Below are 15,163 nucleotides of genomic sequence, written 5' to 3'. Positions count from 1 at the left end.
GAACAGGCTGCTGACCGGGAGGCTCCTCACTGCCTTGCCCGTCAATCCGCGCTCTGGCGGGGTCCGCGGCTTAAGCCGATGCAGTTCGCGGATGCATCGGTTCAGGCCAACCCGCCTTCACACACGGTGACTCCGTCCCGGGCCGCCCTTACAAGCAGCCGGAGCCTTCGTGACACATGCCATTCTTCTGTTCCGGACACCCTGCAGCAACGTTCAAGTTGCACTTGAACCTTAGAGGGTTGAGGCCTCCTCAGCCGCGGGTGCCTATGCAGTTTTGCCCCACCCTACAGCCCTGACGCCCGATCAGCGGGTAACCGGCGTGGACGGCGTGGAGATATCAATAATCTGGGCTTCAGCGAAGTCCTCTGCGCTGGAGGCCAGGATCGCCTCCAGTACCGCCGCTTTTTCCTCACCGCGGTCATCGGAGCCCCACACCACCACTCGCTCATCTGCCAGTTCGAGCTGAACGGAGTCGATCGATTCTGCAGAGGCCGCGCTCATCTGCTCCCGCGCTGATTCCGGCAACTGACCCAGCACAGAGACGATGGCAGCGAAGACGGCCTCATCCTCCAGGGCCGCCTCTGCTGACACCTCGGGCGTGGCGTAACCCTCAGCGTCCATGACCTGGGTCCCGCGGAATTCTCGGATGACCTCCCCGGCGTCGTTGTAGAACAGCACGGCCTCGTCTTCATGGACCTCGGCCACCGGCGGGTGCTCCTGAATCTCCACATGCAGGGTATGCGGAAGCTCTGCCCTGCTGTGCACATCTGCCACCACGTTCTCCTGCTCCAGAGCGGCCCGAATATCGGCTGTGCTCACCTGAGGCAGGGGCTCTCCGTAGAAGCTCTCGACCAACTCCTGGGCCCGGGCATCAGTCAGCAGGTCGTTACCGCTGACTTCGATGCTGCGCAGTGCCAGCAGCGGGGAGAAATAGAGCGTAGCCACTGTCGCCACCAGCGCGAGGAAGGCCCCACCGAGCATGAGCAATCCCCGACGTCGGCGCCGGCGCTCAGTGACCGTCTCCGGTTCCGGAAAGGACAGCGGCTCATGATCACCACTGTGCTGTCGATCACCACTGTCCCGTGGCTCACCACTGTCCCGTCGGGGCTCACCCACCGGTGCGCTCCCGCAGGGCCTGCACAATGCCGGTGCCCAGGTGGGTGACATCCCCCGCACCGATAGTCAGGATGATATCCCCGGGACGGGCGACGGCGGCCACTGCGCTTACCGCGGAGTCGGGGCTGTGCACCGGATGGCCCAACAGCTCAGCGGTGACCCCTTCGATGGGCTCTTCACGGGCCGGATAGATATCCAGCACCAGAGCAGTGTCGGCAGCTTCAAGGGCCGCGCCGAACTCTGCGGCGAAGGACTGGGTGCGGCTGAACAGATGCGGCTGGAAGATCGCATGGACCTGACCGGGCTCGAATGACGAGTCAGGCTGGTAGGCCGCTGCGGCCCGGGCTGCGGCCAGCACCGCGGCCACCTCGGTGGGGTGGTGAGCGTAGTCGTCATAGACCCGAATGCCGGAGACCTCACCGCGCAGCTCAAAACGCCGTGAGCTTCCCGAGAATTCGGCCACTGCTGCCGCCGCCTGCTCCAGCCTGAGCCCGGACGCCAGTCCCGCGCCGACGGCGGCCGCAGCATTGAGCGCATTATGGACACCGGGCACCTTCAACTGCAGATCCGCGCGCCGGTCGGCGTGGCGGAGCACTGCATGCAGCCCGGTACCTGCTGGCACCAGCTCGCTCAGCCGAATATCGGCAGAATCCCCGGTGCCATAGCTGAGGATCTGAACATCTCGTGAGGCAAGAGGTTCCCGCACCTTCTCCAGCAGGGCGGCTGCGCCGTCGTCGTCGGCACAGATCACCAGCGTTCCCCCGGCCTCGATCCGCTCGGTGAAGTCCACAAAAACCTGCTCCACCGCCTCCGCAGTGCCGTAATGGTCCAGGTGGTCAGGCTCGACGTTAGTGATGACCGCGATGCGCGGACGGTAATTGAGCAGGGAGCCATCGGACTCATCGGCCTCAGCAACGAACCACTGACCCGCACCCGCCTGAGCGTTGGTGCCGAAACCTGCCACATTGGCGCCGATGGCGAAACTTGGCTGCACCCCAGCACGATCAAGCATCACCGCCGTCATCGATGAGGTGGTGGTCTTCCCGTGGGTGCCGGCTACCGCGATCGCCTGCTGATCGGCCATACACGCTGCCAGACCTTGGGATCGGTGCAGGATGTCAGCACCGGCGGCGCGGGCGGCGTCGTACTCCGGGTTGCCCTCCTTGGCAATGGATGAGGCGATGACCGTGGTCACCGGCTCTCCGGTTTCAGCTTCAATAGAGGCAAGATTCTGCGCGCTGTATCCCACCCGCACCGGCACCCCGGCGTCACGGAACTCCTGCAGGACCGGGAGGTCTTTGGCATCGGTACCGGAGATCGGCACCCCGGCAGCCAGCATCAGCCGGGCGATGGCAGAGACGCCGACACCTGCCAGTCCCAGAAAATGGACACGCCCCAGGGCCGCAAGTGACGGTGGGATCTGGGGACCGGGGGCCTGAGTCGCTGAAGTGGTGCTCATACCTGGGCCTCCACACCTGCTGCGTGCAGGGCCGCTCGGGCCATCCGCTCGTCTGCATCAGCGATTCCGGAGGCTTCTGAGTGCTGCTGCATGGTCAGCAGCAGCCGTGGGTCCTTCAGCAACGGCAGAACATTGCGCCGGATCCAGGACTTGCTGAAATGCTCGTCCTTCACCAGCAGGGCACCTCCGGCGTCCACCAGGCCGCGAGCATTGAGCTCCTGCTCGCCGTTGCCGATGGGCAGCGGGACGAATACCGCAGGCAGGCCCACCGCGGCGACCTCGCAGACAGTCGCCGCTCCGGCGCGCGCCACGATCAGGTCCGCAGCCGCATAGGCCAAGTGCATTCCGTCCAAATACTCACGCTGGTGGTAGTGCTCAGCGCGCAGCGGCGCGCCAGTGGCATCAGTGACGGCTTTGCCTCTGCCGGTCAGGTGCAGGATCTGGGCTCCGGTGCTGAGAATCTCCGGCAGCGCAGAAGCCAGCGCTCGGTTGACGTTCAGTGCACCGGAGGATCCCCCGGTCACCACCAGGGTGGGCCGCTGCGGATCCAGACCAAGGGCCTGGCGTGCAGTCACGCGCTCCGCATCACGATCCAGACGCGAGATGGCCTGAGCCATGGGCATCCCCACATGCTCGGCACCGCGCAGCGGAGTGTTCTCGAAAGCCACCCCGGAGAAGGCGCTGAACCGGTTGCCCAACTTATTGGCCAGTCCCGGTCGCGCATTGGCTTCGTGCAGTACCACCGGGATACCGCGCCGTCGTGCTGCCAGATACACCGGTGTGCAGACATAACCACCCACACCCACCACTACCTCAGCCTCGCGGCGGTCCAGGATCTCACCGGCGGCGTTGATCGCTGAACGGAAACGGCCCGGGAATCGCAGCAGATCCCGGGTGGGTCGGCGGGGAAAAGGAACCTTCTCGATGAGGTCCAGCTCGTATCCGGCCTCCGGAACGAGGCGGGTCTCCAGGCCTGCGGGGGTTCCGATCATGGACTGGCGGGCCTGCGGGGCGAGTCTGTGGATCGCCTCAGCGATGGCCAGCATGGGGCTGATATGTCCGGCAGTGCCGCCTCCAGCGAGGACGACAGAGGGAGCGCTCATAGCGTGTGGGGTTCCTTCGGGTGTTAAGCGACGATCTTCGGCAGGTCAGTCATAGCGGGGTGCATCAGGGACGTCGGCGTGATCGTGGTCTGGCGTCTTTACCGCGGTGCCAGTGTAGACCGCTTAGCAGTACCACGACGACGGCGCTTGGGCGCCCGCGCTTGGAGCCGCTGGCGGCGCGCGAAGTTCAGCACCACCCCGACTGCTAAGAGTGTGATGGTCAGGGCAGAGCCGCCGTAGGAGATGAAGGGCAGCGGCACACCGACCACCGGCAACAGCCCGATGACCATGCCGATATTGATGAAGGCCTGTCCGCTGAGCCACGCGATGATACCGATGCACACCAACCGGGTGAACTGGTCATCGGTGCCGAATGCCACCCGGAAGATGCCAATGGACAGGGCGGCGAAGAGTCCCAGCACAGTGAGAGTTCCCAGCAGGCCCAACTCCTCACCGATGATGGTGAAGATGAAGTCATTGTGGACCTCGGGGATGTAGTCCCATTTCTGCCGGGACTGCCCCAGGCCCACTCCCCAGAAACCGCCGGAGGCCAGCGCGTAGTAGCCCATCTCGGTCTGGTGGCAGGGATCCAGGCTGTGGTCACAGTTCATACCCAGCCATGCGTAGACGCGCATCATCCGGTACGGGGTCATCCACATCAGCAGGCCCACTGCGACCACCGCCAAGGCACCGGCTGCGATGAAGTAGCGCAAGGAGACACCGGCAGCGAAGAGCAGTGCGGCGGCAACGGTGATGATGATCAGGCTGGTGCCGAGGTCACCACCGGCGAGCACCAGCACCAGCACAGCCAACGCGCCCGGGGCCACAAAGGGAACCACCCAGTGCGTGAACTGCTCCACCAGTCGCCCCTTCTTGGCCAGCACCGCCGCACCCCAGAGCACCAGGGCGAGCTTCGCCAACTCCGAGGGCTGGCCACGGACAGGTCCGATCTGCAGCCAGTTGGTGGAACCGCCGCCGTCTGAACCCAGCGGAGTGAAGGCCACCAGACTCAACAGCACTCCGGAGAGCAGCATCATGGCCCAGCCGATGCCGCCCATCCAACGGGTGGGCACGTACATCATGAAGATCATGCCCAAGACGCCGATGCCAGCCCACATCGCCTGACGGGCGACGATGGTGAACGGGTCCCCATCACCGGTGACTGAGGTCGAGGACAGCACGAAGGTCAGGCCGATCACTGAAAGCGCGATGGCTGAGCCTAATACCAGCCAGAAGTTGGTGTAAGGGTTTGCCCCTTCGAAGAACGCCCACAGCTGGCGGACCCGTTCTGCTCGGGAGGCGGCGCGCTGTTGGCGCCAGGCCCGCCCGGTGGAACCGTCTGCGGCGTCGTCCTCATGTCCCGAGGTGGCTGCGGCCGAAGTATCAGTGTTGCTTCCTGGGATGTCATCCACCAGCCGCAGATGCCCACGCTGAGATCCGCTGTGGCCGGATGTCTCCAGGTCCGGGGTCTCCGGCTCTGCGGTCACCAACTCCTCGGCCGAGTCCGCTTCAACCGGCGACGGCGCGGTCAGTACCGTTGGTGCAGGAGGTCGGGCCGGAAGCCGCGGCGGGCGCTTATCCATCTGATCCTCCTTCTACGGGCTTGGGGTGGCTGCTTAAGCTGGACCTTCCATCAGCTCGGCGACTGCTTCGATGAAGGCTTCGCCTCGTGCTGCATAGGAGGCGAACTGATCCATCGAGGCCGCCGCAGGACTGAGCAGCACGGTCTGGCCTGCGGTAGCCAAGCGATGTGCCTGCGCGACTGCTGCACGCATTGCGGCAGTTCCATCAGCCGATCGCAGCAGGTCCTCCACCGGTGGGGGTGTATCTGATCCCGTCTGGTTCTGCGTTTCATCTTCGCTCACGCCTCCGCCGATCACCGGCACCTGCGGCGCGTGTCGTTCAAGGCTGGAACGCAGCTGAGAAGAGTCTGTACCGATGAGAATCACCTGGCGCAGCCTCGGCGCCACCTGGCGCACCAGCTCGTCATAGTTCACCCCTTTGGGGAGCCCGCCGGCGATCCAGACAATCTCGCTGAAACTGCTCAGCGACGCCGCTGCGGCGTGGGGGTTCGTGGCCTTTGAGTCATTGACCCAGAGGATATCGGCGGCCTTGGCCACCGGCTGGATGCGGTGGTCACCTGCTTCGTAGCTCCGGATAGCAGTACGGATAGCCTCTGGCTCCGCTCCTGCAGCGCGTGCCAGTGCGGCGGCTGCCAGCGCATTGGCCACCAGGTGCTGGGGCGCCATCGGACCAAAGTCTGAACGCACGGCGAGCTCAAGGGCCTGGTGTCGACGGTTGTCCAAGAAAGCGCGATCTACCAGGATGTCGTGGCCATCCTCAGCACGGACCATACCCAGCATCGACACATCCGGGGTGTCCGTGGTGAACCCGATTGCCCGGCAGCCCTCGGCAACATCGGCACTGGCCACCATCTGCTCGGTGACCGGATCAGCCACGTTGTACACGCAGGCGACTTCAGTGCCGGTATAGATCTTGGCCTTATCAGCGATATAGCCGGCCATGCTGCCATGCCAGTCCACATGGTCCTCGGCAATATTGAGAACCGCTGAGGCCAGCGGGTTCAGGGCTTCTGTGTAATGCAGCTGGAAGCTGGAGAGCTCGACGGCCAGCGCATCGTAGCCTTCGGGGTCCCGGATGGCATCCAGGATGGGCATCCCGATATTTCCGCAGGCCACAGCGCGTCGACCGGCCGCCTGCAGCATGGACTCCAGCAGGGTCACCGTGGTGGTCTTGCCGTTGGTGCCGGTGAGCACCAACCACTGCGGCTGCCTGGCCCCGGGTCGGGCGCCCAGTCGCCGGGCCAGCTGAATATCTGACCATACCGGCACATGCTCGGCGGCAGCCTGCTGCATGATTGCCGAGTCCGGGCGCCAGCCCGGCGAAGTGATGATCAGCTCAGGTGCTTGATCCCCGATGAGCGGAAGCTCATCGACTGCCGCGGCCCCCAGCCGGATATCCTCCACACCCACGATGCGCAGGGTCTGTGCATCCCGCTCTTCTTTGGGTGTGCTGGACCCGTCAACGACAACCACGCGGCAGCCCAGTTCGGCAAGAGTATCCGCAGCGGAGAACCCGGTGACGCCTAGGCCCAGCACTGCCACACGGACACCGGCCCACGGGCCGTCCCAACCGCGCAGCTGCGGATGGGAAGTCATCACTGCGTGATCACCCACTCGCCGTAGAACACCGCCAGGCCCAGTCCTACTGCCAGCGCTCCGATGATCCAGAAGCGGACCACCACTGTCACCTCGGCCCAGCCCATGAGTTCGAAGTGATGGTGCAGCGGCGTCATCTTGAAGACCCGTTTACCGCCAGTGAGCTTGAAATAGCCCACCTGGATGATCACACTCATCGTGATGATCACGAAGAGCCCGCCCAGGATCACGAAGAGCAGCTGAGTGTGCGTCAGGATGGCGAAGCCCGCCAGCGCACCACCTAGAGCAAGCGATCCGGTATCGCCCATAAAGATCTTGGCCGGTGACGTGTTCCACCACAGGAAACCAATCAGCGCGCCGGTGATAATGGCGGCGACTGTGGCCATATCCATCGGGTCCCGCACGGTGTAGCAGACCGATTCAACAGCCCGGGTCCCGCTGCAGGACTGGTTGTACTGCCAGATGGAGATGATCGTATAGGCCGCGGTCACCATCGCCGTGGCTGCAGCAGCGAGGCCATCGAGCCCATCGGTGAGGTTGACCGCATTAGTGGCCGCGGTGTTGATCAGATTCGCCCAGATGACAAACAGGATGCCGCCGATGACGGTGCCGAAGACTGCGAAGTCAATCGGTGTCTCGCGCACAAAACTAATAGCAGTCGACGCCGGGGTGTTGCCCTCACTGTTGGGGAACTGCAGCGCCAGTACCGCGAAGAGCACGCCCACGATCCCCTGACCCAGGATCTTGGCCCACGGGGAAAGCCCGAGGGACTGCTTCTTGGTGATCTTCGCGGCGTCGTCGAAGAAGCCGACAACGCCCATACCTGCCATCAGAAGCAGCAGGATCAGGCCCGAGGCCGAGGGTCCGGCGGCGGTGTCACTGATCAGCAGCAGCACCCCGTGGGTCAGCGCATAGGAAATCAGCACCGCGAGGATGATGACAGCACCACCCATAGTGGGTGTGCCGCGTTTGAATTCGTGGCTGGTAGGCCCGTCGTCGCGGATGAACTGCCCGTATCCGCGACGCACTAAGAAGCGGATGAACAGTGGTGTCCCGAGAAGGGTGAGGAGCAGGCCGAGGGCTGCACCGATTACGACGGCGATCACTCAGTTCCTTCCCATGAGGCGATTTTGTCTCCAAGAAGTCTAAGCCCAGCTCCGTTGGAGGACTTCAACAACACAATGTCTCCCGGTTCCAGAGTCGATTTCAGCCAGCTCTCGGCTTCCTCTGCGGTGGCCACCCAGTGGACCTCACTGCCCCAGGAGCCTTCGGCGATGGCGCCGCGGTAGAGCGGGTACGCAGTCTCCCCCACCACCAGGGTCTTGTCGATGTTCAGGCGGACGACAGTCTCACCCAACTGGGCGTGTTTGATGATCGATTCATCGCCGAGCTCCAGCATCGCTCCTAGAACCGCCACCGAGCGGCGCGCAGTGGCCAGCGGGTCATGGGCTGAGGGCCGGGTCAGCATCGCCAGAGTGCGCAGCGCTTCACGCATGGACTCGGGGTTGGCGTTATAGGCGTCGTTGATGATGGTCAGCGACTGCGGCTCGCCCTTGAAATCTATGACGCTGCGTTCCATTCGCCAACGGGATGCCGGTCCCAGCCCCTGCAGGCGCGCGGCGATGTCTTCGGGTTCGGCTCCGGCGCGGTAGGCCGCAGCAGCAGCCGCCAGGATATTGGTGATGTGATGGGCTCCGGTCAGCCCACTGGTCACCGCGAACTCCTCCCGGCTCGGGCCAAAACTCAGCGTGAACTGCGGGTGACCCTCACCGTCGAGAGTCAAGCTCTTGGCGGCCACCGTGCGGGAACTGACGTCCATCGAATCCGAGGTGGTCCAGGTAATCGGCGCACTGGCACGGTCTGCCATGGCACGGACCTGAGCGTCGTCGTCGTTGAGGATGACGTGCTCAGTGGCCAGCTCGGCGAGTTCTCCCTTGGTCTGGGCGATCTTGTCGGCACCGCCGAACTTTCCGGCATGGGCGGAGCCGACCATGAGGACCACCCCGATATCGGGTTTCACCATCTCGCACAGGTAGCGGATGTGCCCGGGCCCGTCGGCGCCCATTTCGATGATCAGGTACCGAGTGTCCAGTTCGGCGGTGAAAACCGTCAACGGAACTCCGACCTCGCCGTTATAGGACCCCTGAGGCGCTGTGGTCGGGCCTTCTTCACCCAGCAGCGCAGCCAGTAGATCCTTCGTGGTGGTCTTGCCTGCCGACCCAGTAATGCCGATCACTGTGGTGGGCGAATGCGCGCGTATGCGACGGACGATCTCAGCAGCGAGCGCTCCCATTGCCACCACCACATCCGGCACGATCACCGAGGGGTGCTCGGTACCGTCAGGGGCATGGGTCGCACGCTCGGCGAGCACCAGCTGGGCCCCGGATGCCAGGGCCGCGTCAATGAAGTGGTGACCGTCAGTGGTCTCCCCTGGCTTAGCGATGAACAATGAGCCCGGAGTCATCTGCCGGGAGTCTGTATCGGCACCGGTCAGCGTCAGGGACTGCGGATCCAGCTCCGCGGCCTCAAATCCGTGCAGCCGGCCCCCGGTGATCTCAGCGATCTCAGCGGCGGTCAGCGGAATCATGCGTAGTCTCCTTGAAGCGTGGGGTACCCGCGTGCAGACAGCGCGCGGGCCAGTTCTACCCGGTCATCGATGGCGTGCTTGGCACCGGCCATGTCCTGATGAGACTCATGACCACGTCCGGCCAGCAGGATAGTGTCCGCTCGCCCAGCGGCAGCAACCGCTGCGGTGATGGCGTCCTCGCGCGGGCTGATCTCTTCAAGCACCGTGCTTAGGCCACCACGGGCGATAGCGTCACGGGCGCCCTCGAGCAGGTCGGCACGGATCTGGGCGGGATCTTCACCGTGGGGATCGTCATCACTGATGATGACGTGGTCGGCCATCCGTACTGCGATCGCGCCCATCGTAGGACGCTTGCTGCGGTCACGTTCGCCCGCGGCGCCGATGACCAGAATGAGTTTGCCGTGCTGCTGGCGGACCGCCTGCAGGGTGCGGATCATAGCGTCGGGGTTGTGGGCGAAGTCAACGATCGCCGCAGGTCCGGCGCCGTCGGTTCCAGCCGCAATCACCTGCATCCGGCCGGGGACCTGCACGTGGAAGGGCCGCTTGGTCTCCAGTGCGGCCACGACATCTTCTCGCGTGAACTCCTGGGCGCGGTGCGGATCCGCAGCTGCCTCTAAGACCATCACTGCAGCCAGTGCGGCATTGGAGACGTTGAAGTCCCCCGGCAGTGCAGTGGAGGAGCGAACCTCTTCCCCGGTATGCCGGTTGACTAAGGTGAACGCGCTGCCCAGGCCCTCAGGGGCGACCTCGCGCACCTCCCAATGAGCCTGGGTGACGCTGTCCGGGCGAGTGGAGAGGGTGACGACCTTACCGGTGGCCGCGGCAGCCATCCGGTGCCCCCAGGACTGTTCGGCCCCGGTGTCGTCCACGGTGATCACGCTGATCCGGGTCCGCGAGCGGCTGAAGAGGGCTGCCTTGGCGGCGAAATACTCCTCCATGGTCCCGTGCAGGTCTAGGTGATCCTGGGTGAGGTTGGTAAAGCCAGCGACGTCGTAGAACAGTCCGGAGATCCGCCGGTAGCTGATGGCATGGGAGGAAACCTCCATAGCCGCGGCCGCGACGTTCTTCTCACGGAACTGGTGCATCAACGCATGCAGCTGCACAGCCTCCGGGGTGGTCATATCCGACGAGATGCGCTCGGAATCCTCTGGAGTCGCACCGGCGGCGATCTCGATAGTTCCGATCAGGCCGGTATTACGCCCCTGAGGTGCCAGCAGTGTGCTCAGCAGCGCTCGCAGGAAGTAGGTGGTGGTGGTTTTTCCGTTCGTTCCGGTGACGCCGAAAAGTGCCGGATCCGAAGAGGCGGTCGTGCCGTAGATCACAGCAGCGGCGGGACCGGCGGCGTCACGTACTGCGGCAACTTCGATGACCGGCAGCTGGTAGCCAATGGCCTCGCGAATCTTGCCTACACCGGCGGCGTCGGTCAGTACGGCGGCAGCACCGCGGCTGATGACCTCTGTGATGAAGTCGGCCCCGTGCGCACGCGCTCCGCTGACAGCAACGAACAGATCCCCCGGCGCTACCCGCTGGGGATTCATGGCCGCACCGGTCAGAACCGTGGCGTAGGCACGTTCTGCGAAAGGACTCAGAAGCGGGTCATACCCTGTAGCTCGCAGATGCTCAGTAAGGGTGCCGACGCTGACAGCGCTGGTCACCACGGATAGTCCTGCTGTTCGCCCACAAACCCATCATAGGCCTCCGACTCTGCTCCTGAGGGAGGCACGTCGTAGCTGGAGAGGGCATAGGACATGATGTCCCGGAAGGTATCTGTGAGGTCCCAGTCTCCAAAGCGTCCGGCGGGGCGGTGCACGGTGACCGAGACCAGGAACTGCGGGTCATCGAGCGGGGCTAGCCCCACAAAGTTCACGGTGTACCCGTCGAAGCCCCCCTGAGCGCCGGCGGCCTCGGCGGTGCCGGTTTTTCCGCCGACCCGGTATCCCTCGATAGCAGCCCCGCGGGCGCTGCCGTATTCCACCACACCCTCCATGAGCTTGAGCATCTCCTCTGAAGTGTGCGATGAGAAGATCCGCTCGGATTCGGTCTCCACCGGATGTTCGGTTCCATCTGGATCGACATAGGCGTCAACAATGCGCAGCGGCGTCTTCACGCCGTCGTTGGCCAGCAGTTGGTACATCTGAACAGTGTGCAGCACGGTCATCTCATAACCCTGACCGAACTGGGTGGTCAGCGGCTGGCGTGCGTCCCACTCCTCAGGCGGGCGCAGCGCAGACTGACCCTCGATCCCCAGGCCAATGTCGATGGGATCGCCGATGCCCACCTTGCGCATGTAGTCGTAGCGGGTTTGCTCATCGATCTGATTGCCGATCAGCACGGTCCCGGTGTTGTAGGAGCGCGCGTAGATGCCGGCTGCAGTCATCTCGTACTCAGAATGCGAGCGCGCGTTCTGGATGGTCTGGCCGTTCCAGGTGTAGCGGTACGGAACCGTGTAGTGATCTTCGGGCTCCATGACGCCTTCTTCCAACGCCATGGCGAAGGTGATCGATTTGCCCCCGGAGCCCGGTTCAAAAGGCTGGGTCAGAGCAAGCGGACGGCGGAAGAGCTCATCGGTCTGACCCGGTTGTGCCGGGTCCACGGTTTCCGAATCCGCCATGGCCAGTATCTCGCCTTCGCTGCCTTCACGAAGGTCGACCACAGTAGCGTTGCCCCACTGGGCGTTGTACTGGTTGGTCTTCTGCGCGATGGCTTCTTGGGCGTACCACTGGAGATCCTGGTCGATGGTGAGCTTCACGTCCTGGCCGTCGGTGGCTGGGACCTCTTCAAAGGTCGCGGTAGGGATGCGCACGCCGTCGGCACCCACTTCATAGATCCGCTGGCCCGATTCACCTGTGAGGGCGTCGTCCTGAGCCGCTTCCACCCCTTCTAAGGGCCCATCTGCTCCGATGAAACCGATGATGGAGCCGGCAACGGGCCCGGCAGGATAGGCCCTCTCGGACTGGGGCTCGGAGAAGATGCCCGGGACTCGTAGCTCCATGACTTTCTGACGCATCTCGGGGGTCACGGACCGGTCAATCATCGAGTACCGGTTGGTGCCGTCCCCGGTCATCGCTTCCAGGACCTCCTGGCGGTCGATCTCAAGGATCTCGGCGATCTGGGCGGCGGACTCCTCCACCGTGATGGGAATTCTCAGGCCGGTGTCCGGATCCCGAACGGTGTAGCTATCGACCTGAGACTGATCAGCGATGATGTGGTACCGCTCCACGGAGGTGGCCATGACGCGCCCGTGGACATCCAAGATGTCTCCACGGGCGCCGGGCAGCTCAACACTGCGCAGCCTGTCGCTGACCGCCTGTTGAGCATTACCGGCCGGGTCGAGGGCCTGAACGTGGAAGAGTCTTCCGCCCAGAAGCATCAGCATGGCCAGCACCAGGGCAAGCCCGATGCGCATGCGGAAGGAGAGCGTCTTGGCGCGCTGGGTGGTGCCCATCATGCGTCAGTTGTCCTCCGGGCCGCTTCAGTTGATCAGCTTCGGGGCGGGAATAGTGCCGCCCTCTAAGTCCTGACTGCCGAACTTGCGGTCAGCCTGGGCTTCTTGGCCTCCATTGTGCCCGTCCGCAGCGTGCATCAGGGTCTCCAACGCGCCGACGCCGAGTAGTCCGGTAGGCGAACCCTCGGCCTGTTGCGCCACGTCCACTGCCGCGCTGACGTCCTGGCCGGGCAGCACAGGTGCTGCCACAAAATTGCTGGGGCGGTGGGAGGAGTCAGCGCTTTCGGCACTGCCGATGACATCCCCACTGGCCAAGTCCAGGGTCCCAGCCGCAGCTGGCATGACCATTCCCAGGGTCACTGCAGCATTGGACAGTGACTGAGGTGACTCCAGGAACTGGACCTGCTGGGTCAGCGCCTGGTTCTGATGCACCAGTGACTGATGCTCATTCTGCATCTGGACCACGCTGTACTGGGCGTTGGCGATGTGAATATTCAGGGCCAGAACCGCTGCAAGTGCCGCTGCAAGCAGCAGAATCACTCCGGCGATCAACCCTTTCTGCCGCCCTTTGACCTTCGGCAGAGCCTGCAGTGCTGGCCGAGAGCGCACAGCCTGCTGGGAGCGCGGCGAGCTGTGCTCCGGGGAGACTGTGCGCACATCTGCTACGGAGAGGACGCTCATGCGATACTCCTTGCCGTCACTGGGGCCTTGGCCTGGCGGATCTTCTCGGCTGCGCGCAGCTTGGCTGATGCTGCGCGCGGGTTCTCAGCGATCTCCTCCGCGGTGGGCGGTTCTGCCCCGCGGACCACATTGCTGAAGGTGGGTTTGTGCTCGTCAAGCTCCACCGGCAGTCCGGCAGGTGCTGAGGATGTGGTGCGCTTGGCGATGGCTTGTTTGACGATCCGGTCTTCAAGCGAGTGGTAGCTGAGCACCACGATCCGGCCGCCCAGGCTCAGTGCATCCAGCGCATGCGGAATAGCTCGGCGCAGCACCTCCAGCTCCTGGTTCACCGCGATGCGAATGGCCTGGAAAGTCCGCTTGGCCGGGTGCCCCCCGGTACGTTTTGCTGCGGCTGGGACTGCTGAATCCACGACGGCGGCCAATTGGCTCGTGGTGGTCAACGGTGATTCCTGCCGAGCCCGGATGATCGCTTTGGCGATGCGCCCTGCGAACCGCTCCTCGCCGTACTCGGAGAGAATCCGGCGCAGTTCATTCTCCTCCACCCGCGCCAGCAGCTGAGCAGCCGTTTCATCTGGGGAGTCATCCGCGGCGTTCATGCGCATATCCAGTGGTGCGTCATAGGAGTAGGCGAAGCCGCGTTCAGCCTCATCGAGCTGCAGAGACGAGACTCCGAGGTCAAAGAGCACTCCGGCCAGACGCTGGTCCGGCTCGAGCGTCTTGGCAACCTCGTCCACCTGGTCGTATACCGCATGGACGCCGCGAAAACGGCTGCCGTAACGCTCGAGCCGACCGGCGGCCAGTTCAAGCGCCTGAGTGTCCCGGTCGATTCCTAGAACAGTGACATCTGGATGGGCCGCCAACATAGCTTCGGAGTGACCCCCCATACCCAGGGTGGCGTCGATGACGACTGGTCGGCTGCCATCGTGCTGGATTGTGGTGACACTCTGAGCGAGCAGGGCGATGCAGCGATCCCTCATCACGGGGATGTGGCGGTCGGCTGCCGCACGCTCACTCATGGCGCCTCCTTCGCTGTGATGAATCGAATGCCTGGAGTCAGCTCCCCCTCCGCTCCGGTCCGCCTGACATCGGGGAAGAGAAGTCAGGTGGTGCCGGGCGGCTGGAGAACTCACCCCAGGCCTGCCGCTGGCTCAGAAGAGACCGGGGATGGCGTCCTCATCGGTAGATGAGAACTCCGTCTCCTTCTCTTCCAAGTAGGAGTTCCAGGCCGCGGTGTCCCAGATCTCGGCTCGGTCTCCCGCGCCAATCACTGTGACCTCGCGGTCGAGTCCCGCATATTCCCGCAGTGCTGCCGGAATGGTGATTCGGCCCTGCTTATCCGGGGTCTCGTCCGAGGCTCCGGAGAGGAACACGCGGATGTAGTCACGTGCCTGACGGGAGGTCAGCGGCGCCTGCCGCATCTGCTGGTGCACATTGGCGAATTCCTGCTCACTGAACACATAGATGCAGCGCTCCTGCCCGCGGGTCAGAACCAGACCGTCGGCCAGTTCATCTCGATATTTCGCGGGAAGGATAAGACGCCCCTTCTCATCCAGACGAGGCGTGTAGGTGCCGAGGAACATGGCGCCCACCTCG

The 15,163-nt window shown here is 64.0% G+C and carries 12 protein-coding genes; all 12 read right to left on the bottom strand.

From position 1 onward, the window contains the following. Positions 1-303: 303 nt before the first annotated feature. Entirely contained in the window at positions 304-1,116 is an 813-nt protein-coding gene (locus tag ABEA23_RS09745; protein WP_345477820.1) for a cell division protein FtsQ/DivIB, read from the bottom strand. Beyond that, positions 1,109-2,575 carry a UDP-N-acetylmuramate--L-alanine ligase gene (murC, locus tag ABEA23_RS09740; RefSeq protein WP_345477819.1) on the bottom strand — a complete coding sequence of 489 codons (1,467 nt, stop codon included), beginning with the start codon at positions 2,573-2,575 and terminating at the stop codon, positions 1,109-1,111. Before murC ends, ABEA23_RS09745 begins: the two co-directional genes overlap by 8 nt. Further along, positions 2,572-3,678, bottom strand: coding sequence for a UDP-N-acetylglucosamine--N-acetylmuramyl-(pentapeptide) pyrophosphoryl-undecaprenol N-acetylglucosamine transferase (locus tag ABEA23_RS09735; protein WP_345477818.1), 1,107 nt, complete (start codon positions 3,676-3,678; stop codon positions 2,572-2,574). The genes murC and ABEA23_RS09735 overlap by 4 nt, the downstream gene beginning before the upstream one ends. A 98-nt stretch (positions 3,679-3,776) precedes the next feature. Beyond that, the gene (locus ABEA23_RS09730) at positions 3,777-5,261 is read right to left on the bottom strand and encodes an FtsW/RodA/SpoVE family cell cycle protein (RefSeq protein WP_345477817.1); all 1,485 of its coding nucleotides are present in this window, start codon (positions 5,259-5,261) and stop codon (positions 3,777-3,779) included. Between the two features lie 33 nt (positions 5,262-5,294). Further along, positions 5,295-6,857, bottom strand: coding sequence for a UDP-N-acetylmuramoyl-L-alanine--D-glutamate ligase (murD, locus tag ABEA23_RS09725; protein ID WP_345478667.1), 1,563 nt, complete (start codon positions 6,855-6,857; stop codon positions 5,295-5,297). Continuing rightward, positions 6,857-7,963 carry a phospho-N-acetylmuramoyl-pentapeptide-transferase gene (mraY, locus tag ABEA23_RS09720; protein ID WP_345477816.1) on the bottom strand — a complete coding sequence of 369 codons (1,107 nt, stop codon included), beginning with the start codon at positions 7,961-7,963 and terminating at the stop codon, positions 6,857-6,859. Before mraY ends, murD begins: the two co-directional genes overlap by 1 nt. Continuing rightward, positions 7,960-9,444, bottom strand: coding sequence for a UDP-N-acetylmuramoyl-tripeptide--D-alanyl-D-alanine ligase (locus ABEA23_RS09715; RefSeq protein WP_345477815.1), 1,485 nt, complete (start codon positions 9,442-9,444; stop codon positions 7,960-7,962). The genes mraY and ABEA23_RS09715 overlap by 4 nt, the downstream gene beginning before the upstream one ends. Continuing rightward, positions 9,441-11,102, bottom strand: coding sequence for a Mur ligase family protein (locus tag ABEA23_RS09710; RefSeq protein ID WP_345477814.1), 1,662 nt, complete (start codon positions 11,100-11,102; stop codon positions 9,441-9,443). The genes ABEA23_RS09715 and ABEA23_RS09710 overlap by 4 nt, the downstream gene beginning before the upstream one ends. Next, entirely contained in the window at positions 11,096-12,892 is a 1,797-nt protein-coding gene (locus ABEA23_RS09705) for a peptidoglycan D,D-transpeptidase FtsI family protein (protein ID WP_345477813.1), read from the bottom strand. The genes ABEA23_RS09710 and ABEA23_RS09705 overlap by 7 nt, the downstream gene beginning before the upstream one ends. A 24-nt stretch (positions 12,893-12,916) precedes the next feature. Further along, positions 12,917-13,570, bottom strand: coding sequence for a cell division protein FtsL (gene ftsL, locus ABEA23_RS09700; protein WP_345477812.1), 654 nt, complete (start codon positions 13,568-13,570; stop codon positions 12,917-12,919). Next, positions 13,567-14,586, bottom strand: coding sequence for a 16S rRNA (cytosine(1402)-N(4))-methyltransferase RsmH (gene rsmH / locus ABEA23_RS09695; protein ID WP_345477811.1), 1,020 nt, complete (start codon positions 14,584-14,586; stop codon positions 13,567-13,569). The genes ftsL and rsmH overlap by 4 nt, the downstream gene beginning before the upstream one ends. A gap of 132 nt (positions 14,587-14,718) precedes the next feature. Continuing rightward, positions 14,719-15,150 carry a division/cell wall cluster transcriptional repressor MraZ gene (mraZ, locus tag ABEA23_RS09690; RefSeq protein ID WP_044492989.1) on the bottom strand — a complete coding sequence of 144 codons (432 nt, stop codon included), beginning with the start codon at positions 15,148-15,150 and terminating at the stop codon, positions 14,719-14,721. Positions 15,151-15,163: the final 13 nt, after the last annotated feature.

Source organism: Nesterenkonia rhizosphaerae, assembly GCF_039544555.1.
Lineage (GTDB): Bacteria > Actinomycetota > Actinomycetes > Actinomycetales > Micrococcaceae > Nesterenkonia > Nesterenkonia rhizosphaerae.
The sequence above is the reverse complement of the archived record's forward strand: the minus strand, read 5'-3'. Positions and strand labels throughout refer to the sequence as shown.

Excerpts from the sequence above, each read along its gene's own strand:
- ABEA23_RS09705 (WP_345477813.1), bottom strand. The coding sequence starts at position 12,892 with ATGATGGGCACCACCCAGCGCGCCAAGACGCTCTCCTTCCGCATGCGC.
- ABEA23_RS09715 (WP_345477815.1), bottom strand. The coding sequence starts at position 9,444 with ATGATTCCGCTGACCGCCGCTGAGATCGCTGAGATCACCGGGGGCCGG.
- murC (WP_345477819.1), bottom strand. The coding sequence starts at position 2,575 with ATGAGCACCACTTCAGCGACTCAGGCCCCCGGTCCCCAGATCCCACCG.
- rsmH (WP_345477811.1), bottom strand. The coding sequence starts at position 14,586 with ATGAGTGAGCGTGCGGCAGCCGACCGCCACATCCCCGTGATGAGGGAT.
- ABEA23_RS09730 (WP_345477817.1), bottom strand. The coding sequence starts at position 5,261 with ATGGATAAGCGCCCGCCGCGGCTTCCGGCCCGACCTCCTGCACCAACG.
- mraZ (WP_044492989.1), bottom strand. The coding sequence starts at position 15,150 with ATGTTCCTCGGCACCTACACGCCTCGTCTGGATGAGAAGGGGCGTCTT.
- ABEA23_RS09735 (WP_345477818.1), bottom strand. The coding sequence starts at position 3,678 with ATGAGCGCTCCCTCTGTCGTCCTCGCTGGAGGCGGCACTGCCGGACAT.
- ftsL (WP_345477812.1), bottom strand. The coding sequence starts at position 13,570 with ATGAGCGTCCTCTCCGTAGCAGATGTGCGCACAGTCTCCCCGGAGCAC.
- murD (WP_345478667.1), bottom strand. The coding sequence starts at position 6,857 with ATGACTTCCCATCCGCAGCTGCGCGGTTGGGACGGCCCGTGGGCCGGT.